The sequence below is a fragment of the Bradyrhizobium sp. 76 genome (assembly GCF_023073025.1).
Taxonomy (GTDB): Bacteria; Pseudomonadota; Alphaproteobacteria; order Rhizobiales; family Xanthobacteraceae; genus Bradyrhizobium.
Window position 1 is genome coordinate 34,507 of the sequence record NZ_JADPIS010000039.1, and the last position, 21,547, is coordinate 56,053.

16 protein-coding genes and 4 pseudogenes are annotated in these 21,547 nt (G+C 62.3%); 14 read left to right on the top strand and 6 right to left on the bottom strand.

Going from position 1 to position 21,547, the window contains the following annotated elements; translation table 11 throughout:
* The first annotated feature begins 948 nt into the window (after window positions 1-948).
* Window positions 949-2,190 (top strand): annotated as a pseudogene (locus IVB48_RS11525) (cytochrome P450).
* Between the two features lie 280 nt (window positions 2,191-2,470).
* A complete protein-coding gene (locus IVB48_RS11530) occupies window positions 2,471-3,067 on the top strand; it encodes an EAL domain-containing protein (RefSeq protein ID WP_247342251.1) in 597 nt (198 codons plus the stop codon).
* Window positions 3,068-3,397: 330 nt separating this feature from the next.
* Here the strand turns inward: IVB48_RS11530 and IVB48_RS11535 are convergent, their stop codons facing one another.
* From IVB48_RS11535 to fixL, 4 genes are all read right to left on the bottom strand, one after another.
* The gene (locus IVB48_RS11535) at window positions 3,398-4,096 is read right to left on the bottom strand and encodes a helix-turn-helix domain-containing protein (protein ID WP_247342248.1); all 699 of its coding nucleotides are present in this window, start codon (window positions 4,094-4,096) and stop codon (window positions 3,398-3,400) included.
* 103 nt (window positions 4,097-4,199) lie between these two features.
* On the bottom strand, window positions 4,200-4,619 hold the full coding sequence (locus IVB48_RS11540) for a response regulator (RefSeq protein WP_247342246.1): 420 nt from the start codon (window positions 4,617-4,619) through the stop codon (window positions 4,200-4,202).
* Window positions 4,620-4,663: 44 nt separating this feature from the next.
* Window positions 4,664-5,281: a response regulator FixJ gene (gene fixJ, locus IVB48_RS11545; protein ID WP_247400017.1), complete on the bottom strand. Its 618-nt coding sequence runs from the start codon at window positions 5,279-5,281 to the stop codon at window positions 4,664-4,666.
* Window positions 5,282-5,284: 3 nt separating this feature from the next.
* Window positions 5,285-6,802: a sensor protein FixL gene (gene fixL / locus IVB48_RS11550; protein ID WP_247342240.1), complete on the bottom strand. Its 1,518-nt coding sequence runs from the start codon at window positions 6,800-6,802 to the stop codon at window positions 5,285-5,287.
* 188 nt (window positions 6,803-6,990) lie between these two features.
* On the opposite strand from fixL, the pseudogene IVB48_RS11555 reads away from it, so the two are divergent.
* The 10 genes and pseudogenes from IVB48_RS11555 to ccoS all read left to right on the top strand — a co-directional run bounded on the left by IVB48_RS11555 (window position 6,991) and on the right by ccoS (window position 16,374).
* A pseudogene (locus IVB48_RS11555) lies at window positions 6,991-7,817 on the top strand (universal stress protein).
* Between the two features lie 36 nt (window positions 7,818-7,853).
* Window positions 7,854-8,279: a CBS domain-containing protein gene (locus tag IVB48_RS11560; protein ID WP_247342236.1), complete on the top strand. Its 426-nt coding sequence runs from the start codon at window positions 7,854-7,856 to the stop codon at window positions 8,277-8,279.
* A 196-nt stretch (window positions 8,280-8,475) separates the two neighbouring features.
* Complete coding sequence (gene ccoN, locus IVB48_RS11565; RefSeq protein WP_247342233.1) at window positions 8,476-10,125, top strand: cytochrome-c oxidase, cbb3-type subunit I; 1,650 nt, start codon at window positions 8,476-8,478, stop codon at window positions 10,123-10,125.
* A 10-nt stretch (window positions 10,126-10,135) separates the two neighbouring features.
* Window positions 10,136-10,870 (top strand): cytochrome-c oxidase, cbb3-type subunit II, encoded by a 735-nt coding sequence (gene ccoO, locus IVB48_RS11570; protein WP_247363280.1) that lies wholly within the window; start codon window positions 10,136-10,138, stop codon window positions 10,868-10,870.
* A 13-nt stretch (window positions 10,871-10,883) separates the two neighbouring features.
* Window positions 10,884-11,048: a cbb3-type cytochrome c oxidase subunit 3 gene (locus IVB48_RS11575; protein ID WP_247363281.1), complete on the top strand. Its 165-nt coding sequence runs from the start codon at window positions 10,884-10,886 to the stop codon at window positions 11,046-11,048.
* Window positions 11,049-11,054: 6 nt separating this feature from the next.
* The gene (ccoP, locus tag IVB48_RS11580; protein WP_247363282.1) at window positions 11,055-11,930 is read left to right on the top strand and encodes a cytochrome-c oxidase, cbb3-type subunit III; all 876 of its coding nucleotides are present in this window, start codon (window positions 11,055-11,057) and stop codon (window positions 11,928-11,930) included.
* Between the two features lie 108 nt (window positions 11,931-12,038).
* Window positions 12,039-13,505: a cytochrome c oxidase accessory protein CcoG gene (gene ccoG, locus IVB48_RS11585; RefSeq protein ID WP_247363283.1), complete on the top strand. Its 1,467-nt coding sequence runs from the start codon at window positions 12,039-12,041 to the stop codon at window positions 13,503-13,505.
* Window positions 13,506-13,520: 15 nt separating this feature from the next.
* Window positions 13,521-14,006 carry a FixH family protein gene (locus tag IVB48_RS11590; protein WP_247363284.1) on the top strand — a complete coding sequence of 162 codons (486 nt, stop codon included), beginning with the start codon at window positions 13,521-13,523 and terminating at the stop codon, window positions 14,004-14,006.
* A gap of 11 nt (window positions 14,007-14,017) precedes the next feature.
* On the top strand, window positions 14,018-16,207 hold the full coding sequence (locus IVB48_RS11595; RefSeq protein ID WP_247363285.1) for a cation-translocating P-type ATPase: 2,190 nt from the start codon (window positions 14,018-14,020) through the stop codon (window positions 16,205-16,207).
* A complete protein-coding gene (gene ccoS, locus IVB48_RS11600; protein WP_247342297.1) occupies window positions 16,207-16,374 on the top strand; it encodes a cbb3-type cytochrome oxidase assembly protein CcoS in 168 nt (55 codons plus the stop codon). Before IVB48_RS11595 ends, ccoS begins: the two co-directional genes overlap by 1 nt.
* A 180-nt stretch (window positions 16,375-16,554) precedes the next feature.
* On the opposite strand, the pseudogene IVB48_RS11605 reads toward ccoS, so the two are convergent.
* Window positions 16,555-16,947 (bottom strand): annotated as a pseudogene (locus tag IVB48_RS11605) (helix-turn-helix domain-containing protein); the annotation flags it as partial.
* A 2,056-nt stretch (window positions 16,948-19,003) separates the two neighbouring features.
* On the opposite strand from IVB48_RS11605, the pseudogene IVB48_RS11615 reads away from it, so the two are divergent.
* A pseudogene (locus IVB48_RS11615) lies at window positions 19,004-19,198 on the top strand (hypothetical protein).
* A gap of 31 nt (window positions 19,199-19,229) precedes the next feature.
* On the top strand, window positions 19,230-19,424 hold the full coding sequence (locus tag IVB48_RS11620) for a hypothetical protein (RefSeq protein ID WP_345946931.1): 195 nt from the start codon (window positions 19,230-19,232) through the stop codon (window positions 19,422-19,424).
* Window positions 19,425-19,696: 272 nt separating this feature from the next.
* Here the strand turns inward: IVB48_RS11620 and IVB48_RS11625 are convergent, their stop codons facing one another.
* On the bottom strand, window positions 19,697-21,277 hold the full coding sequence (locus tag IVB48_RS11625; protein ID WP_247400018.1) for a Fic family protein: 1,581 nt from the start codon (window positions 21,275-21,277) through the stop codon (window positions 19,697-19,699).
* Window positions 21,278-21,547: the final 270 nt, after the last annotated feature.

Here is a 21,547-nt window from a genome sequence, read left to right on the forward strand (position 1 = left end):
CGTAAACCAACAAGCAAATCGTCCGAATGGACCAAGTACGGCGCATAGCCCGGGAGATCGCGGTGCGCCTGATAGTTCTACGCGGGATTCCTGACTGCCTCAGCTAGCATCGCGTAAAGCTGCCGCTTGCTCATTTCCTGAGGCTGGCTATCTAGCGCCTTTTGCGACAGCTTCTTTCCGACGCAATCGCGACCAGCCGCCATCGCCGTCGGCCCTCGCTTCGGGGCGGGTCTAATCTTGGGTTTTGCTGTTGGTGGCTTGTGACCTCGAGTGAGGCCAACCGAGCTAGCCTGCCGCAAACTGCGTTGCGACTGCACTCGAGATGACGCGCGATCTGCGCGGCACTCTGTCCCGCGGCCCAGAGCTTTTCCAGCTGTGCCAATTCTCTTCTATTCCAGCGCATGGACGATACTTTAGTGCCAGTTGTGACGTCAGGTTAGTTTACTCTTCGTCCGGCTCGCGCACGATCGCCGGTTTGGTCTCCTGTTCATTCATTCTACGAAAGCCCGCATCGCGAGTAAGGAAAAACGAGTGTCCTTGGCACACCGCGCTCTCTTGTTAGTCCCTACCGTGATTAGGGTCCCACCTGCTCGCGCAATATAAGTAGTCGAGTGGCAACCGGGCGTGCCGCTGGGTGCCATCGCGGCGAGTGCTTGCGTCCTGATGTTGACTACCACAAAAGCGAGTTCGCGCGCCTCCCCAATCTTGATAGGGGAGCTTCGCTCGCCTTTCCACTATTCTTTATCGACGGGGGCCGAACCAAGTTCCCAAGTAACTTCGGCCGTAAGATAATTTCAGAGAGCTCTCGCGAAGCCGAGCCATGGACATGCGTCACACATTGTTACTGTACGGCCCAGCTCGTTGTGTTTCGACCGAGCTTCCATGCGAGTGCAAAATAGCGCATGAGCCGATCTTTCAAAATTTCACGCCAATGTCCGCGAGACAATCATGACAGCCTTATCGGCAGAGAACGCTTGCGAGGAGGCTGACATCTCGCTGAGCCACCTTGATGTAAGCGAGCCCAAGCGTTTTTAAGGTGATACCGTTTGGACTTGTTTCGAGCGGCTGCGAAGGGAAGATCCCGTCCATTATTGCGAAGGCAGCCCGTACGGTCCATATTGGTCGATAACAAAATACCGCGACATCGTAGGCGTGGATTCAAATCACACAATTTCCTCGTCAGAGCGAAGCGTCACAATTGTGGACCCGCCGCAGAAGTATTGGACTCCCAGTTTTATTAAGATGAGTCCTCCTGTCCATGCTCAGCAGCGTAAGACTGTCAGTCCGATCGCGGCATCGGAGAACCTGGCGAAGCTTGAAGGCTTGATCCGCTTGCGGGTTCAGAAGATATTGGACGGTTTGCCGCGCAATGATACCTTCAACTGGGTCGATAGAGTCTCCATCGAGTTGACGACCAAATGCTGGCCACGCTGTTCGACTTTCCATTTCAAGATCGACGGCTGCTGACCTACTGGTCGGACGTAGCCGCCTTGAGTCCACAAATGGGCCACCAGATCGACAGCTGGGAAAAGCGAAAGGCGGTGCTGTCCGAGTGCTTGGACTATTTCACACGGCTTTGGAGCGAACGGGAAAAATCCGAGCCGCGCGCTGACCTAATCTCTATGATAGCGCATTCACCGGCGACCCGAAACATGGAGCCATGTGAATTCCTGGGCAACCTCATTCTGCTGATTGCTGGAGGTAACGATACTACGCGCAACTCAATTACCGGGGCGTCTTGTTCATGAGTCAAAATCCGTCCCAACTGCGAAAACTCCGCGATGATGCTTCGCTAGTGCCCGGGGCGGTATCCGAGATTATACGATACCAAACGCCTAGCGCGCATATGCGCCGGACCGCTGTGGACGATTTCACGATAGGGCACAAGAAAATCAGGCGAGGCGATAAAGTTGTGATGTGGTACATCTCTGGCAACCGAGACGACGAGGTTATTGCTAGCCCCAACAGCTTCATCATCGATCGGGAAAATGTACGGCAGCATCTCTCTTTTGGCTTTGGGATTCATCGTTGCGTGGGTAGGCATCTTGCAGAGCTGCAGCTGAAAATCCCTGTGGCAGGAGATGCTGAAGCGATCTCTGGAGGTAACGGTGGTCGGCGAGCGAACCGGAGCGAGTTCAATCCAATTTTGGGCACGGTTATTCCGCACTGCCGGTGCAGATTCCAGGTTAGTCTCGGTTGCGAGCGACATTCAACACTGGTCATATCGTGCAGAACCGGTTAGGACCTCGTGGAGACCTGTTGTCTCGGTAAGTTCACCGGGGTTGCCTTGCGGGCTTCTGGGTGTTTTGACGATTGCCGGCAGGGCCACAGTGCCCGATCCGAGGGCCCCGGCAAGGCCTTTTTGGCGGTAGGCTGATCGCGCTTAAGCGGCGTGAGCGGCGCTCTGAGGCTGGTCGGTTGCCCAGATTGACGACCGGGTGCTGATGGAGGCTTGCCGTGAGGCCGCGTCGTGGAACCGACTCTTGAGGATCGCCGTCAACGTTTCGGCCGCGCAATCCGCAGGGAGAACCTCGATGCGCAAGTCCGCAAGGCGCTGGGCAAAAGCGGGCTGTCGCTGGCCGGCCTCGAGCCCGAGATCACCGAAGGCGTGCTGATCGAGGATGTCTTGCGCGCGAAGAAGACGATGCAATTGCTCAAGAGCCTCGGCATCCTGATCGCGCTGGACGACTTCGGGACCGGGTATTCCTCGTTGTCCTACCATCGAGGCCTTCCCTCTCGACTGGATCAAGATCTATCGGGCATTCGTTGGCTCGCTTGGACAGAACGAGCGATCGTTGGCCATCGTTCGCGCTGTTATCGGCTCGCTCAGGGTCTTGGCGTGCCGGTGCTTGCTGAAGGGATCGAAACGAAGGTCCAAATGTTGCTCCTTGTCCAGGAGGGCTGCGATGAGATGCAAGGCTACTTGATCGGACGCCCGCAGCGTCTTGCGGCGGAAAGTCGGTCCAAGCCGAGGGTCCCATCTCTCGTCCAGTCGGCCTCATGGGGGAGATTGCGGCGGGCTCGACAAAGCTGTCTTCAGGATTCGGCATTGAAGGACCCGGACTGAGATCCAGACCAGCGTCACTGGTGCGAGAGCTGCCAGCAGGCCGGTACCGCGAAAATCAGGATGATCTAGAGGACGTCAACATCCAGCGCCGCATTCGCCTGCGCGCACCGTAACGTCAGGCCGGCTGCTAGGCCACAACCTCATGGGAGAGGTCGAACCGGTTTGGTCGTTTGGGGCTTCAACTCCGCCGCAGCAGTTGGCACACGTTTTGGCAACTCTGATCCTCTTGGCCGGACACGCAGCCCGCGGCTTGATTGCGGCAAGAAAGGCCCGCCGAAATGCGTTCGGCGGGCCAAGTCGGAGAGGAGAAACGCGGCCGGGTGAAAGCGATCAGGCATCGAGATTGTGCAGGCGCTGGCGGTTGTGCAGTACGATCTGGCGGGCGCCGGAGAAGCCGAGTATGCGCTTTGCGTGAAGCTGCGAGAGCGCGCGCGACACGGTCTCGAGCGTGAGGCCGAGATAGTCGCCGATATCGCGCCGACACATCGGCAGTGCCATCATGCCGGCGACGGCGAGGCGGCGATCCATTTCGAGCAGGAAGGTTGCAACACGCTCCATCGCCGTCTTGCGCCCCAGCAGCAACATGTGATCTTCGGCGTGACGCAGCTCGCCCGCCGTCATGACCCAGAGCTTGCGCGCGACCTGTACGTCGGTGCTGGCGGACCTTTCGAGGCTGGCTCGCTCCACGAGGCGTATGCTGGTGGCGATAATCGCTTCGGCCGCAAGGCGATGCGTCTGGCCGGGTTCGAGGCCGAACACGTCACCGGGAAGATGGAACGCGCCGATCTGACGGCGGCCGTCGGAGAGCAGCTTGTAGCTGCGCACCGCGCCGGAGACGACCTGATAGACATATTCGGCGGGCTCGTCCTCGCCATAGATCTCCTCGTCCTTGCGATAGGAGAACTCGGTGGCAACGAGGCCGGCATGTCCGGCGATCGCGCCGAACTGTTCGGACACGGAACGCGCGGGAGCGATCTTACCGCCGATTTGGGTCTTAATCGCCTGGGTCTTGAGCGTCTGGGTCAGCATCTGCGCCATCTCCGTTGTGATGGTGCATTGGTACGCGGGATCGCGCGATCCGGAAATTTCGAGCGATATCTTAAGGAGGTTTACCTACGGAGAATCCCGTAGGTCAGTGGCCGCGCCTGTCCTGGATGGCGTGGCGGATGCATTTCGCCAGGTTTTCATCGAGGAGCGGCTTCAAAATCACGTCCTTGATCCCTGCCGCCGCTGCCTTTACCGAGATATTTCCGTCGGGATAGCCGGTGATCAGGATCACGGGCCTGTCGGCGTCGGATTGGCGCAGCCGCCAGGCCAACTCGATGCCATTGATGTCAGGCATCTTGTAGTCGATCACGTAGCAGTCCGCGCCGGGCGGGGTCGTCGCATTGAGCAGCGCCGGAGCGCTCCTGAAGGTCTGCACGGCAAAGCCCTCGGTTTCCAGCAGGAAGCGCAGGGATCCCAGCACCGCGGCATCGTCGTCGACCACGTAGACGGTGGGCTTTGCCGATGCGCCTGGGGGCCGCTGATGGGGCGAGCCGATCTCGATCATGCCTGCGTGGCTATCACAGGCCCGCACAAGTGCCTTGACCTGCCTCAATCCTTCAGCATGCCGGCGCGCATCGCCAGCCGGACCAGTTCCGAGAGGCTGTTGGCCTGCATCTTGGTCATCACATTGGCCCGGTAGACCTCGATCGTGCGCGGGCTGATGTCGTATTCGCGGGCGATCAGCTTATTGGAGAGACCTGCGATCAGCCCCTCCATGATCTGGTGCTCGCGCGGGCTCAACGAGGCCACACGGGCGGCCATATCCTGCGCGATAGCCTCGCTCTTGGCGACCGGTTCGGCCCGGCGGATCGCGGCCTCGATCATGGTGACGAGGCGGTCGTCCTCGAACGGCTTTTCCAGGAAGTCGACCGCACCAAGCTTCATCGCTTCGACTGCGAGCGGCACGTCGCCGTGACCGGTCATGATCACGATCGGGAACGGACTGTGCTGCGCCTTCATGCACTTGAGAAGCTCGATTCCGTCAACGCCCGGCATGCGGATGTCCGAGACTACGCAGCCGAAGGCGAGGCCGGGCAGGGCGCCGAGGAAGCCTTGCGCATTGTCGAATAGGGTGACGCCGAAGCCGCAGGAATCCAGCAGGAAGTTCAGCGAGTCCCGCATCGCCTCGTCGTCGTCGATGACGTAGACATGTCCCTTGGTTGTCATGAATCAGTTCTCGTCGGCTGCCGGGAGCGTGAAGCGGAATGTTGCGCCACCCGATGCGTTGCTCTCGGCCCACATGCGGCCGCCGTGAGCCTCGATGATGGAGCGGCTGATGGACAGTCCCACGCCCATGCCGGTCTCCTTGGTGGTGAAGAAGGTCTGAAACAGGTTTGAAATGACGTCGCCCTGGAAGCCGGACCCGCTGTCGGACACCTCCACTTCGATCACATCATCGGCGATGCGGCTGTTGGCAATAACGAGCTCGCGCCGCGGCGACTGCGCCATTGCTTCCAGCGCATTGCGAAACAGATTGACCAGGACTTGCTGGATCTGCACCCGGTCGGCGAGGACGAGATCGGCGTCCGGATCGAGCTTGAAGCGGAGCTGCACGTTCTGCTCGCGGGCGCCGGCAAGCCCAAGCGCGCCGGCTTCCTCGATCAGCTTGGACAGGCTCTCGACCCGCTTCTCGGACTCGCCGCGAGACACGAAGTCGCGTAAGCGCCGGATGATCTGGCCGGCGCGCAACGCCTGTTCGGCGGCGCGGTCCAGCGCGCTTTCGATCTTCCGTGTGTTCGGGTCGCTGCTGCCGGCGAGCAGCCGTCGCGAGCCCTTCATATAATTGCTGATCGCCGCCAGCGGCTGGTTGAGCTCGTGGGCGAGCGCAGAGGCCATCTCGCCCATCGCGGTCAGCCGCGAGACATGGACGAGCTCGGACTGCAATTCCTGGAGCCGCGCCTGGGTCTGTTGATGCTCGGTGAGGTCGCGGATGAATCCGGTGAAATAAGGCTCGGCGCCCGACTGCATCTCGCCGATCGCCAAATGCATCGGAAAGGTGGTTCCGTCGCGGCGCTTGCCTGTCACGATACGCCCGATGCCGATGATATGCGGATCTCCGGTGGTGCGGTAGCGCGCGATGTAGCCGTCGTGGCGGGTGCAGTCGGGCTCAGGCATCAGGATGCTGACGTTCTGGCCGATGGCCTCCTGCTCGGGCCAGCCGAACAGGCGCTCGGCCGCCGTGCTGAAGAGCTGGATGATGCCGTGGCCGTCGATGACGATCATTGCATCGGGAATGGTCTGGAGGATCGACTGGAGGTGAGTCTCGCGGGTGCGCAGTGCCTCCTCAACCTGTTTCTCCTCGTTGACGTCGAGAAAGATGCCGCTGAGATGGCGGGCGGCACCGGCGTCGTCCCGGATGAGACCTGCCCGGGCGCGAATCCAGCGCCCCAGGCCTGAGGCATTGGCAACTCTGAAGGATACGTCGAAGCCGCCGCCGTGGTCGACGACATGCTCGATCGCGCTCTCCAGGCGCGCGCGGTCCGCGGGACCGAGGCGCGAGAGAAGGAGTTCATAGCTCGCCGGTTGATTCCGTTCGATGCCGAGCAGCATTCTCGCGGTTTCCGACCACTCCAGCTCGCGCGTCCTGAGATCGAGATCCCAGGTGCCGACGCCAAAGCCTTCGATCCGGACGCCGAAATGCTCGCCGCGAGCGTCCTCTGGCGGATGCGTTACGCGGCTCAGCGACAAGCTACTGCTCCCATTCTCCCGCGGCGGGGTTCCGTGGCGGCAATTTCGCCCAAGGCCGGACCGGAGGCAAGTTCGGATGTCTGATCGGCGGATTTCTCCCAACTGGGCGCCGAAAATTGATCTACCTCATCCTGCCTTGCGTCGGCGCGGCTAGATATCCACAGCAACGTACTGCCCGGAGGCTCCCGATGACATATGCGACCGTGGTGGTCAGCCTGGCGCTCGATCAGCCCAACGAGGCACGTCTTCAGGTCGCGGGCGAACTCGCCGAGCGGTTCGAGGCGACCATTGTCGGCGTTGCCGCGGCGCAGTTCGCTCCGCCGCTCTATTTCGCAGATGGCGCCGAGGCCCTAGGGCTGATCGATCGGGAGCAGGCTTCCGTCAGGAACGCCTTGCCGAGCTGGAGGCGCAATTCCGCGCCGCGACGAAGGCGCGCGGCGGACACTCGGAATGGCGCAGCGCCCTGGATTTTCCCAGGCGGTTTGTCCTGGCGCAGGTGCGGTGCGCCGACATCGTCGTCAGCGGCGGATACAGCCCGCTTTCTCCGATGCCTTTTCGCTTGCAAGCCCGAAGGATCTGGTAATGCAGGCTGGCCGGCCGCTCCTGATGGTAACCGACGGAGTCAACTGGCTCGATCTGCGTAGCGTGCTCATAGTCTGGAAGGACACGCCCGAGGCACGGCGGGCGGTTGTCGATGCATTGCCGAGGCTGCGCAACGCGAAGGACATAACCATCGTCGAGCTTCCGGAAGACGCTGGCGACGGCTCGGCCGCGATGGGGCGCGTCACGGACGTTGCCGCATGGCTCGCTCGCCACGGCCTCGCTGCGATCGCGCGCATCCCGGAAGCCGCGAGAAACCAAACCGCCGCCGCGCAATTAGAGAAGATCGCCTATAACATCGGCGCCGGCTTGATCGTCGCAGGCGCATCATTCGCGCTTCCGCGAGCTGATCCTCGGCGGCGCCACGCATCATCTGATGACGCAATCGGCCCGCTGCGTGTTGCTGTCGCACTGACGGCTGGCGAACCCAGACCAATCGAGGAGGACGCGCGTGTACAAGTCTCTTGAACAGACCGTCGGCGGCTACATGATACGCAACGTACGGACGGCTCAGTGCGATCTCGACCTGCTCGAACTCAGCGAGATGTTCGAGCGCGACGATTTCAACTCCTATCCAGTCGAGGATGACGGGCAGGTGGTCGGCATCGTCACCAAATTCGACATCCTGAAGTGTTTCGCCTTCACGCCGAGCCAGATGCTGCCGCGCTATCCCGACCTGATGAGCCGCAAGATCGGCGACGTCATGACGCCCGAGTTCATCTATGTCAGCCCCGACACGAGGCTGACGCGCGTGCTCCAGATCATGGTCGAGCATCGCATCAGGAGCATCATCGTGCTCGACGGCGCACAGAAGCTGGTCGGCATCATCGCCCGCGAGGACGTCATCGCGGCGCTCAAGGCCACCGCGCGGGACTGATCCCGCGATTTCAAGCTCCGTGATTTTCCGGAGGCAATGCTTCGCGGTGTGCGCCGTGCCGTGCGCAAGCAATTGATACTACTCCCTGATCCGCATCGGTCTCACATCAACGGAAATCCAGCTAGCTTGATTTCAATCAATTCCCCGCGAGGGCGGATGTGGTTTCTGGCGGCGTGTTCTTTCAGAGAGAATCCGCATGAGCCAGCCCGCCCTCTCCAAATCCATGACGTCAGGTGAAAGCGGCCTGGCTGTCGTGTTCGCAGTCACCGCCTTCTTCTGCTTAATCGCCTCGGCCAAGGCGCTCGACGCGCCCTTCGCCTTCCACGCTGCGCTCAGCGCGGCCGCGAGCCTGGCCGCGGTGTTCTGCATCATCAACCGGTACTTCGATCGCGCGGCGGCGCTGCCGCCGGCGGAGATCAACGGCCGCCCCAACTACAACATGGGCCCGATCAAGTTTTCCTCCTTCATGGCGATGTTCTGGGGCATCGCGGGCTTCCTCGTCGGCCTGATCATCGCCTCGCAACTGGCCTGGCCGGCGCTGAACTTCGATCTGCCCTGGACCAGCTTCGGCCGTCTGCGTCCTCTGCACACCTCGGCGGTGATCTTCGCCTTTGGCGGCAACGTGCTGATCGCCACGTCCTTCTACGTCGTCCAGAAGAGCTGCCGCGTACGCCTTGCCGGCGATCTCGCGCCCTGGTTCGTGGTCGTCGGATACAACTTCTTCATCCTGATCGCAGGCACCGGCTATCTGCTCGGCGTCACCCAGTCCAAGGAATATGCGGAGCCGGAATGGTACGCCGATCTCTGGCTGACCATCGTCTGGGTCACCTATCTGCTGGTCTTCCTTGCCACCATCATCAAGCGCAAGGAACCGCACATCTTCGTCGCGAACTGGTTCTATCTCGCCTTCATCGTGACGATCGCGGTCCTGCATCTCGGCAACAATCCGGCCCTCCCGGTCTCGGTGTTCGGCTCAAAATCCTATGTCGCCTGGGGCGGCATCCAGGACGCCATGTTCCAGTGGTGGTACGGCCATAACGCGGTCGGCTTCTTCCTGACCGCCGGTTTCCTCGCCATCATGTACTACTTCATCCCGAAGCGCGCCGAGCGGCCGATCTATTCCTACCGTCTCTCGATCATCCACTTCTGGGCCCTGATCTTCCTCTATATCTGGGCCGGTCCGCATCACCTGCACTACACGGCGCTGCCGGATTGGACGCAGACGCTCGGCATGACCTTCTCGATCATGCTGTGGATGCCCTCCTGGGGCGGCATGATCAACGGCCTGATGACGCTGTCGGGCGCCTGGGACAAGCTGCGCACCGACCCCGTGCTGCGCATACTCGTCGTCTCCGTCGCCTTCTACGGCATGTCGACGTTCGAAGGCCCGATGATGTCGATCAAGGTCGTCAACTCGCTCAGCCATTACACCGACTGGACCATCGGTCACGTGCATTCCGGCGCGCTCGGCTGGGTCGGCTTCGTCTCCTTCGGCGCGCTCTACTGCCTGGTGCCGTGGGTCTGGAATCGCAAGGGACTCTACAGCCTGAAGCTCGTCAACTGGCACTTCTGGATCGCAACCCTCGGCATCGTTCTCTACATCTCGGCGATGTGGGTGTCCGGCATCCTCCAGGGCCTGATGTGGCGCGCCTACACCTCGCTCGGCTTCCTTGAATATTCCTTCATCGAGACCGTCGAGGCGATGCATCCCTTCTACATCATCCGCGCCGCCGGCGGCGCCCTGTTCCTGATCGGCGCGCTGATCATGGCCTATAATCTCTGGATGACGGTTCGCGTCGGCGAAGCGGAAGTCCAGAGGCCCGTCGCTCTTCAGCCGGCGGAATGAGGAGTTTTCCATGTCGTTCTGGACACGCCATCAAGTCTTCGAGAAGAACTCGATCATCCTGATCGTCGGCATCCTGCTGGTGATCGCGATCGGCGGTCTCGTCGAGATCACGCCGCTGTTCTACCTCAAGAGCACGATCGAGGCGGTCGACGGGGTGCGGCCCTATACGCCACTGGAGCTCGCAGGCCGCAACGTCTACGTCCGCGAAGGCTGTTATCTCTGCCACTCGCAGATGATCCGCCCCCTGCGCGACGAGGTCGAGCGCTACGGCCACTTCTCGCTCGCCGCCGAGAGCATGTTCGACCACCCGTTCCAGTGGGGCTCGAAGCGCACCGGTCCCGATCTTGCCCGCGTCGGCGCCAAATATTCCGACGACTGGCACGTCAACCATCTGACCAACCCGCGCGCCATCGTGCCGCAGTCGGTGATGCCGGGCTATCCGTTCCTCAGTCAGACCGAGGTCGATCCCGACACGATCGCCGACCACATGCGCACGCTGAGAACCGTCGGGGTGCCCTACAGCGACGATCAGATCGCGAGCGCCAGCGCCGATGTGAAGGCCCAGGCCGATCCGGATAATTCCGGCAGCGATGCCTTCAGCAAGCGCTACGTCAAGGCCGTCGTGCGCAATTTCGACGGCAAGACCGGCACGCCGACCGAAATGGACGCGCTGATCGCATATTTGCAGATGCTCGGCACGCTGGTCGACTTCAAGATCTACAACGATAAAGCCAATCTTCGCTGAGAAGGCATCAACGATGAAAGCCATCCTGACACTCGACAATCTTGCGTCCGGTCTCGTGACCACGATCTGGACGCCGGTCTTCATCGCGATCTTTCTCGCGATCATCGCCTACGCATTTTGGCCTCGCAACAAGGCCGCTTTCGACGAAGCGGCACACCTGCCGTTGCGGGAGGAGTGAGAGATCATGACCGATCATCATAGCGACATCGATTCCGTCACCGGCACGTCCACGACCGGGCACGAGTGGGACGGCATCAAGGAACTCAACACGCCGCTGCCGCGCTGGTGGGTAATCACCTTCTACCTCACCATCGTCTGGGCGATCGGCTACTGGCTCGTCTATCCGGCCTGGCCGCTGATCTCCAGCAACACCACGGGCATGTTCGGATACTCGTCCCGCGCCGACGTCGCAGTCGAGCTCGCAAACCTCGAGAAGATCCGCGGCGACAAGATGATGGCGCTGGGCGCGGCCTCGCTCGCCGACATCGAAAAGGATCCGGCCTTGCTGGCGCTCGCCCGCGCCAAGGGCAAGACGGTGTTCGGCGACAATTGCGCGCCGTGTCACGGCAGCGGCGGCGCCGGCGCGAAAGGCTATCCGAACCTGAACGACGATGACTGGCTGTGGGGCGGCACGCTCGACCAGATCATGCAGACCATCCAGTTCGGCGCGCGTTCCGGTCACGTCAAGGCGCATGAGGGCCAGATGCTCGCCTTCGGCAAGGACGGCGTGCTGAAGCCGGACGAGATCGTCACGGTCGCCAATTACGTGCGGTCGCTATCGGGCTTGCCAACCCGCAAGGGCTACGACGCGGCGAAGGGCGAAAAGATCTTCGCCGAGAATTGCGTCGCCTGCCATGGCGATGGCGGTAAGGGCAACCCCGAGATGGGCGCGCCGAACCTCACCGACAAGATCTGGCTCTATGGCTCGGACGAGGCGAGCCTGATCGAGACCATCAGCCTAGGCCGCGCCGGCGTTATGCCGGCCTGGGAGGGGCGGCTCGATCCGGCCACCATCAAGGCCATGGCGGTCTACGTCCACTCGCTGGGCGGTGGAAAATAGCCCATTGACGGAAGACGGGCGAACAAAACGCCCCCGTTTGCGCTGGATCAACTGACGCCGCGGCGTCGGGTCTAGGTTTAATCGCACCTTTGCGAGAAGCTTTTGACGATGAACAAGACCGTGAACCCGAACGACCTCACATCGGACGACGATTACGGGCCGCTCTACGCAGCCCGGAAGAAGGTCTATCCCCAGAGCGTCTCCGGCACCTTCCGCCGGATCAAATGGGGCCTGATGGCGTTCTGCCTCGGCATCTACTACTTCCTGCCCTTCGTGCGCTGGAACCGCGGTCTCGGCGCTCCGAGCCAGGCGGTGCTGATCGATCTGCCCAACAGCCGCTTCTACTTCTTTTTCATCGAGCTGTGGCCGCAGGAGGTCTACTACTTCACGGGCCTGTTGATCGTCGCCGCGGTGGCGCTGTTCCTGATGAACTCGGTCGGCGGCCGCATCTGGTGCGGCTATCTCTGTCCCCAGACGGTCTGGACCGACCTGTTCTACGCCGTCGAGCGCCTGATCGAAGGCGACCGGCGCGAGCGGATGAAGAAGGACAAATCGTCCGATCCGACGAGGCTCGAGCGCATCTCGGAGATCGTGCTCAAGCATTCGATCTGGCTCCTGATCGCCTGGTGGACGGGCGGCGCCTGGGTGCTCTATTTCAACGACGCGCCGACGCTGGTGAAGCAGCTCGTCACCTTCGAGGCGCCGATGATCGCCTATGCCTGGATCGGCATTCTCACCGCGATGACCTATGTGCTCGCCGGATTCATGCGCGAGCAGGTCTGCGTCTATATGTGCCCCTGGCCGCGGATCCAGGCGGCGCTCACCGACGAATGGGCGCTCAACGTCACCTACCGCTACGACCGCGGCGAGAAGCGCACCTCGGTCAAGAAGGCGATCGAGCTGCGCGCCATCGGTGAGCACGCTGGCGACTGCGTCGACTGCTATCAATGCGTCGCGGTCTGCCCGACCGGCATCGATATCCGCAACGGGCCGCAGCTCGAATGCATCCAGTGCGGCCTCTGCATCGATGCCTGCGACAACGTGATGACCAAGATCGGCCGTCCGAAGCGGCTGATCGGCTACGACAACGACATCAATATCCATCGCCGCCAGGAAGGCAAGGCGCCGGTCTACCGCATCGTCCGTCCCCGCACCGTCGCCTACAGCGCGATCATCGCGGCCGTCGGCGGCATCATGATCTACACCCTCGCGACCCGCAGCCTGCTCGACGTCAACGTGCTGCACGACCGCAATCCGGTCGCCGTCAGGCTCAGCGACGGCTCGATCCGCAACGCCTATACGGTGCGGCTGCTGAACAAGAGCGGTTATGACCGCGTCATCGCGATCGACGCGAACGGTCCGGCCAACGCGACCATTCACGTCACCGGCGTTGATTCCGTGACGCCGGACCGGCCGATGATCGTGATCCCCCGCGACTCCACCAGCGAGTTGCGGCTGCTCGTCACCGCGCCGGCGGACAGCAATCCAGAGAAGTCTATTCCCGTCCGCTTCCACGTCACCGATATCGGGCTCGGCGAGGCCGCGTCCGCCACCGACAATTTCGTCTCACCGTAAGTCCAGGAGACACCCATGGCATCCAAGCCGCTGACCGGGACCAAGGTGTTCCCGATGCTGGTCGCCTTCTTCGGCGTCGTGATCGGCGTCAACGTGACCATGATGAAGCTTGCGATCGCGACGCTGCCCGGCACCGACGTCGACAGCCCCTATGCCGCAGGCCTCATTTATGACCGCGAGATCTCGGCGGCGCAGGACCAAGCCGCGCGCAAATGGCAGGTTAACGCTCATATCGAGCGGCGCGCCGATGGCAATGCCGTGCTCCAGGTCGAAGCGCGCGACGCTGCCGGGCATCCGGTGAGCGGGTTGAAGTTCGGCGGCCGCCTGGAGCGGCCGACCGACAAGCGAGCTGATCTCGCGGTCGAGCTCTCGGAGGCCGGCATCGGCATCTATCGCGGCAATGCCGCCTCCGTCGCGCCCGGGCAATGGGACATGGTGATCGAGGGCGAATTGCGTGGCGCGCGCGTCTTCCTGTCACGCAACCGCGTCATTCTGAACTGAAGGATTTCGCCATGCAGATCACGCGGGACTTCTCGCACTACGTCCGGACCGCGGGCGAAGGCGTCCAGCACATCGATCTCGCGGTCGAGGGCGTTCACTGCGCCGGATGCATGGCCAAGATCGAGCGCGGACTGTCGGCGATTCCCGACGTCACGCTGGCGCGGGTGAACCTCACCGACCGGCGCGTCGCGCTGGAATGGAAGCAGGGCACGCTCGACCCAAGCCGTTTCATCGATCGGCTGGCAGAGCTTGGCTACAAGGCCTATCCTTACGAGACCGAGAGCGCGGAGGCGACGGAAGTTGCCGGTTCGCGCTTCCTGCTGCGCTGCCTTGGCGTCGCCGCGTTCGCCACCTTGAACGTGATGATGCTGTCGATCCCGGTGTGGTCCGGCAATGTCTCCGACATGTTGCCCGAGCAGCGCGACTTTTTCCACTGGCTGTCGGCGCTGATCGCGCTGCCGGCGGCAGCCTATGCGGGGCAGCCGTTCTTCCGCTCGGCCTGGCGCGCGCTATCGAACAAGACCACCAACATGGACGTGCCGATCTCGATCGGGGTGTGCCTTGCGCTCGGCATGTCCGTGGTCGAGACCATCCACCACGCCGAGCACGCCTATTTCGACGCGGCGATCATGCTGCTCACGTTTCTTTTGGTCGGCCGCTTCCTCGACCAGAACACGCGGCGGCGGACGCGCGCGGTCGCGGGCAATCTCGCCGCACTCAAGGCCGAGACCGCGGCCAAGTTCGTCGGGCCTGACGAGATTTCGCAGGTGCCGGTTGCGGCGATCCATCCCGGCGACATCGTGCTGCTGCGGCCCGGCGAGCGTTGCGCGGTCGACGGCACCGTGATCGAGGGACGCTCCGAGATCGACCAGAGCCTGATCACCGGCGAGACGCTCTATGTCACGGCCGGGCGGGGCACGCCGGTCTATGCGGGCTCGATGAACATCTCCGGCACGCTGCGGGTGCGGGTCTCGGCCGCCTCAGAAGCCACGCTGCTTGCCGAGATCACGCGGCTGCTCGACAACGCGCTCCAGGCGCGCTCGCGCTACATGCGGCTCGCGGATCGCGCCTCGCGGCTCTATGCGCCGGTGGTCCACGCGACCGCGCTTCTCACCGTCCTTGGATGGGTCATCGCCGGCGCGAGCTGGCATGATGCAATCGTGACCGGCGTTGCCGTGCTGATCATCACCTGTCCCTGCGCGCTCGGGCTTGCGATCCCGACGGTGCAGACGGTGGCCTCGGGCGCGATGTTCAAGTCGGGTGTGCTGCTCAATTCGGGCGACGCCATCGAGCGGCTGGCCGAAGCCGACCACATCATCTTCGACAAGACCGGCACGCTGACTCTGCCGGATCTCGCAGTCACGAATGCGGCCGAGATCTCCACTGATATCTTCGAGCTCGCCGGTCGCCTCGCGCTGTCGAGCAATCATGCGGTGGCCGCTGCGGTCGCGCAGGCCGCCGGCGCCAGATCGCCGATCGTCGGCGCGGTCGAGGAGGCCGGGCAGGGCGTGCGCGCTGTGGTCGAGGGCGTCGAGATTCGTCTTGGTCGTCCGTCCTTCTGCGGCGCCGAGGCGTTGGCCGGCGGCGTCAATCTCGACGCTGAAGCCTCCATCGTCGCTTTCAGCAAGGGAACGGAAAAATTCATCCTCTCGGTGCGCCAGGGGCTGCGTCCGGATGCGCAGGCCGTGATCGCGGCGCTGAAGGCGCGCAACATCGGCATCGAGATCCTCTCCGGCGACCGCGAGCCGGCGGTGAGGGCGGCCGCCCACGCGCTCGGCATCGCCGAGTGGCGCGCCGGCGTGACGCCGGCCGACAAGATCGCGCGGATCGAGGAGCTGAAACGGCGAGGCGCAAAAGTGCTGATGGTTGGCGACGGCATGAACGATGCACCCTCGCTCGCGGCGGCCCACGTCTCGATGTCGCCGATCTCGGCCGCGCATCTCAGCCAGGCGACCGCCGATCTCGTCTTCCTCGGCCGGCCGCTGGCGCCAGTCGTTGCCGCCATCGATTCCGCGCGCAAGGCGCTGCATTTGATGCGGCAAAACCTCTGGCTTGCGATCGGCTACAACGTCCTGGCGGTGCCGATCGCGATCAGCGGTGTCGTCACGCCCCTGATCGCGGCTGCCGCTATGAGCGGCTCGTCAATCCTGGTCATGCTGAATTCGCTGCGGGCACGCAGCGCCTCGCGGAAGATCGTGTGATGGAGATCCTGATCATTCTGGTCCCGCTGGCGCTGATGCTCGGTCTTGCCGGCCTCGCCGGCTTCCTCTGGTCGCTCCGGAGCGGCCAGTACGACGATCTCGACGGCGCAGCGTGGCGGGCGATTGCCGACGACGAGCCGCCGCAAGAGGCGCCGGCTAAGCGGTAAAGCGGTAGCTTTCCACACGAGGTGCGGCGGACTTCCAGTGAATGGGAGAGCATCCCTGTCGTCGTTGATGGAGGGTTGACCAGGTTTGTTATGACGGCAGGTTGTGTCACTGCATGGGGGCGTTGTTGCCAATCGAAGGCGGCGCAACTGAACGGACCGGCGGCGTGGCGGGAGTCCGACCTCCATGTCCGGCAAATGCTGGCGATGGCGCAGCACGATCTGGCGCGCTCCGGAGAAGCCGAGAAGGCCTTAGGCGTGAAGCTCTGACAGGGCTCGCGAGACCGTCTCCAGGATGAGGCCGAGATAGTCGCCGATGTCACGGCGGCACTCGGACGGCCATCAGGCCGGCGGCCGCGGTGCGGGATGTCCGTCTCGAGCAGGAAGGTCGCGATCCTCCATGGCGTTCTTGCGGCCGAGCAGCAGCATGTGGTCCTCCGCGTGCTTCAGCTCGCCGGCCGTCAGGGTCCAGAGCTTGCGCGCGACCTGACAGTCTGTATTGGCCGCCTTGTCCGGGCTCGCCCGGTTTACCAGGCGCACCGTGGTCTCGAGGATCGCTTCGGCCGCGATGCGGTGGGCCCTCGCCGAGATCTCCTCGTCCTTGCCGCTTGCGAATTCGCTGGCCACGAGCGCCGTCTGGCCGACCAGCCGCCGACCAGCCGCCGAACGCAGCGGACGGCGAGGGCGCGGAGCGAGTCGTGGAAGGCTGGGTGGTGTAGAGTGCGGGCGGAAGCATCGGCGATCTCCTTGCTGATGGGCGGAGGATGCGAGGCACCGCCACACGGTCAAATTCGGTGTCATCTCTGGTGGCCCTCCAGGCTGCTGCTGAGCGCTTGCATCGTTGGAGCGTTGAGGCAGTAGTCTTCGTAATCTCTGGTATCCACCCTGATCTCGACATCGTTGTTGCACTCAACCTTCCGGTCGCATTGGGTGCAGACCCGCTCGTCGCGCAGCACTGCCGGCTTCGATCGCGAAGACATCCTCGTGGTCGATGCCGAGAACCTTCAGTAACCCGGGCAATTTCGTCAGCCGCAAGCGTCCTTGACCACGCATCGAGGTCTGCAGGCGTAACGCGCAGATCGGCGCGATTCGTGCCGCAGTAGAGTTGATGCAACTCACGGAGTTCACGACGATGCCTCAGCCAGTTACCGAAAACATCCAGGAGGCCTTCAAGAATGGGATAAGTCTTCTCTGTTTTCTTCATGCCCAATACGCTCCCAATTCTGGTGTGATGCTTTCTTATTGAAGCCGGCCGGGGCCGCCGTTGCGCCAGCGCAATGTCCTTTGCGCGGACGTAGCTGGTCCGCCGCAATTGCAGTATTTCTCCCCCGGGCGTCCGGCCGTAGAGCGCATTCAACCCAAAATCTCGGCCAGCGCCGTTGCCAGACCTTACCTCGATCCCCTACCGGGAGGCCCATCCTTCCTCTTGATCGGCGACGTAGGCAAGCTCCTGCCGCAACGGCCCGCTCGCCCGGCCGCCTCTCGAGGAAGCGAAAGCCGGCAGCCCGAGCACGAAAGACCTGGAGGGCCTCGTCGAACGCTTCGTCGTAGGAATCGATCCCACGACCGTGTGCATGAGTTCGTTCAGCACGTAGGCGCGAACGAGACTCCTCAACATAGTGAGGGCGTTCTCGGCGGCTTCGCCGAAGAGCCCGTAATTCGGCTAGGACGCCGATTATCAGCGTATGCAGGTTTTCACGAGCGTCGCGCCACTCGGAACAATCACGGCCGCGCTCCGGAAAAGCGCGGCGGATGGAGCCGGCCTTTCGAGCGCGTAGGAGCGTATCGCGTGAGCGACCAAGTTCAGCGCGTCTTCGACGATTTTTTACGCGAGCCTTCTGCGGCCGGCAGAAATTCCCGGTAGCCCTTGACGGCAAGGAAGCCGCGCATCTCGGCGAACGTTTCGCGCGGTCGCCTGTGCAGATCTCGACTTCCTGGGCAAGATCTTTCGCCAGCTCCCGGTCCCAGGCGCTCGAGAGCATTTCTTTCACGGAAGGGTCGCGAGAGTTTTGTGGCAGTCATCGTCCTCAACCTCCGAATGGTCATGCGTCGTGAACAGCACCACCGCGATGCCGACCACAGCACGGTCGCGGATATCGTCGCGACGGTGGACAGAACGCTCATTGCCCTGAGAGCGCCCGTTAGGCCCTCCTAGACCAATGGATAAACGCCACTGCAAAAAGGATCCTCCAATTCAAAGTAGACCAGCATTCCGGAGGTTCGTACTCCAACTGGTGGATCCAGTCCGGCCCTGAACCGCCAGGCAGAGCTCTAACATTCGGCTAGGCGTCGGGCCGCGGTTATGCGAGTCTTGCAGCATTTCGAGGCGTGTCGGAAACGGAGGGACCCGATGTGCGATCGTTAACTGCGTGTCTCTTTCGGCGTGGTTGGAATTGGGACGGGTAAAGTCCTCGGACACTCAAAGTGACATGTGCCAGTGAAAGTACGCTCCACGACTGGACCGTAGGTGAGCGTGTAGTCGTTTGCGAAGCGGCTGGACCGCGTCTGAGCGGCAAGCAAGGAGTCGTTCTCGGGTTCGGTGCTACGCGCAGCAGGCTTCGCGTGTTGCTCGACGGTTCCAGAGGGCCGATCACGTTGCACATCACCTTCGTGGACCCGGTCGTGCAGCACGATCGCGCTTGAGAATGGTGCTGCCTACAAGGGGAAAGTCCGCGCGGCGTAGCACAATCGCAGCGCGGAAGCGGAAATGCGCGCCATTCTGGAGGCCGCCGTGCGTCCCGAGAAGATCGGCCTCACCAATGCCGATGTCGAGGCACTTGAACATGGCCGCGACGCGCGTCTCGCTGAGCCGATGCGCTTCGAATGATCCTGCTCGATACGAATCTGGTCTCCGAGCGATGAAGTCCGAACCGCATCCATCGGTTCGTGACTGGCTCGACGCCCAGGGGCCCGAGACGCTGTTTTTCTCCAGCGTCACCATCGCCGAACTGTTGTTCGGCATCCGCGCGCTGCCGCGCGGGTCGGGAGAAAGAAGGCCCTTGGTCAGCACCTCGACCTTGCAGCCGAGAACGGCCTCCCAACGTCCGTTCTGAGGCTGACAGCGGAATGGCGTACTGCTTCTGCTGCTGGACATCGGCATGCTGATGCCGCCGAGGATGATGATCGAGATCACGCCGATCGCGATCGGTGCTGGTCAGCTTGATCGCTGATCATCATGCTGGTCATCCCGATCATGATCGCGCGCGCTTCGAGGTTAGCCCACGGGCGCCGGTCACGTCGGCATCTCGCCGTGCGATGGCTCGCAACGTGCGCGCGCGATTTGGTGGCACTGGGCTTTTTGCCGAGCCCTAGTCCGGCGCGATCCTCAACCGAGGTCCGCCAGTGCTTGGACTTCTCCCGGAAGGCTCTGCCGGGGCGGAGGCGGTTCACGACGACAACAGTCTGCCAGGAATGCGGCGAAGGGACCGACATCACCTTGTACGCTCGCGCTCTCGAGTGCCCGCATGTATTCGTCGCGTCTGCCGACGGGAATGATTGTCCAAGGCAGTCCTCCCGATGCCATCATGACATTCATGAGGAAGCGGCCCGTTCGGCCATTGCCGTCTGGAAGAGGGTGTATGAAGGTGAATATGAAGTGTCCGAGCACAGCTCTCACGCGCGGATCCTTCTCCTCCTTCAGGCAATCAAGAAAAGCCTCCATGGCGTCAGGTACCGATTCCCAAGCGACCGGTGTGTGTCCCGAGTTCCTGATGAAAACGAAGTGAGTTCGATAACCGGCGAGGTTTTTGGGCTTGATGATGCCGGCTTGAACTGAGGGCTGAAAGAGGGCCCGGTACCAGTCGAGGTGCTCTCGATCGGCGATCTCGGCGGCGTCCTCGCCGTTGAGCACGCGGGCCACCGCGCCACGGACCAGTTGGAACGCATCCCAGTAGCCCTTCGCGGCCATTGCATCCGTTTGTTTGCGATCTCCATCGCTGCCGTTGGGATCCCATTTCCCGGTCTTCACCTTCTCGATCAGTTCCTCCGTGACCGAGTAGCCTTCGATAGAAAGCGAGTGGTACGCGTCCGAGGTGTACCGTTCGTCGATCGCGGCCAGATATCCGTCATGATCGTTGATACGCCGCGGCTCAAGCTTGAAATTTGCTAACACCTTCTCGCGTATCTCCGCCCACATGAGACGGATTCGCGTCATGATTGGTGGCGTGGCCCGGCTTGGAAGCTGCATCGGTACCGGCGCTTTGAATGGATCGGCATCTTCCCTGACATCGTGCCCGCCCGCCGTCATCGCGGTGACGATATCGTCGGCGGCCCGCGTGTTGCCCAGCAGTCGGTACGCCCCGGCGATGCGCCCCGCCGCGGCCGCATGTCCGCCTTCCAGCAGGACTTTTAGGATTGCGCTGGCATTCCTCTGCGAACCGAGCAGGGCGATGACGTCGTTCTTCTGCGTCTGCCAGAAAGCTGGCGCGGCAGCGCAGATCGCCTCCGGCGCCGGAAAGGTCTGGACCCCGGCGGTCTTGACCGGGGTCACCAGCAGTTTGGTCGCCTTGTACAGATAAAGGGAGGTGCCATGGAGGAGGGGCTGGGTTTGGTTATTGGCGGTCGGTGCCGCGATCACGATCTGCTTCGGAACGTTGAGATTTTCTGCAAGTAGCGGGATTGAGCTTTCTGCCGAGAGGACCCAGTCACTCTTGAAGCGCTCGTTGCAGTAGGCGCGGCAAAACTCCCAGAACGACGAGTACCACGACGTGCTATCGCCCGACCGCTCCTCGGGCCGCGTCATCAGCACCCATCCTTTGATGATCTCCTTCAGGAACCCGGCCTTCACCAGCCGTTCGCGGTGGGTGCGCGAAAGTTCGTCGCTCCGGAAGATTCGTCGATTTCCGCCGTTGCTGAGGGTCTTCAGCTCAGTGAGGGACTGGGCGAGTTTTTCGTGGAGAGTGGGCATGTTCCAGCTCGCGAGGTTCCGATAGTTTGATGTCCTGCGAATACAATAATATAACGCTGTTTAATATCAATAGTATTATGCTGGCGCTCTCAATAAAATTCAGTTGCGTAATTACAATAAATTATTGCAAGGCGCTTAGGCCGAGAAGCCGAGCTAGACCTGGCTAGAGCGCCTTCCGGTGGAAGGCCGACGTTAAGGTGCTTGTCTGGCTGAGAATGTGGCCGCCGATCGGCAAGGAACCCGGTTATGCCTACGCTTAGCGAGTCCTCC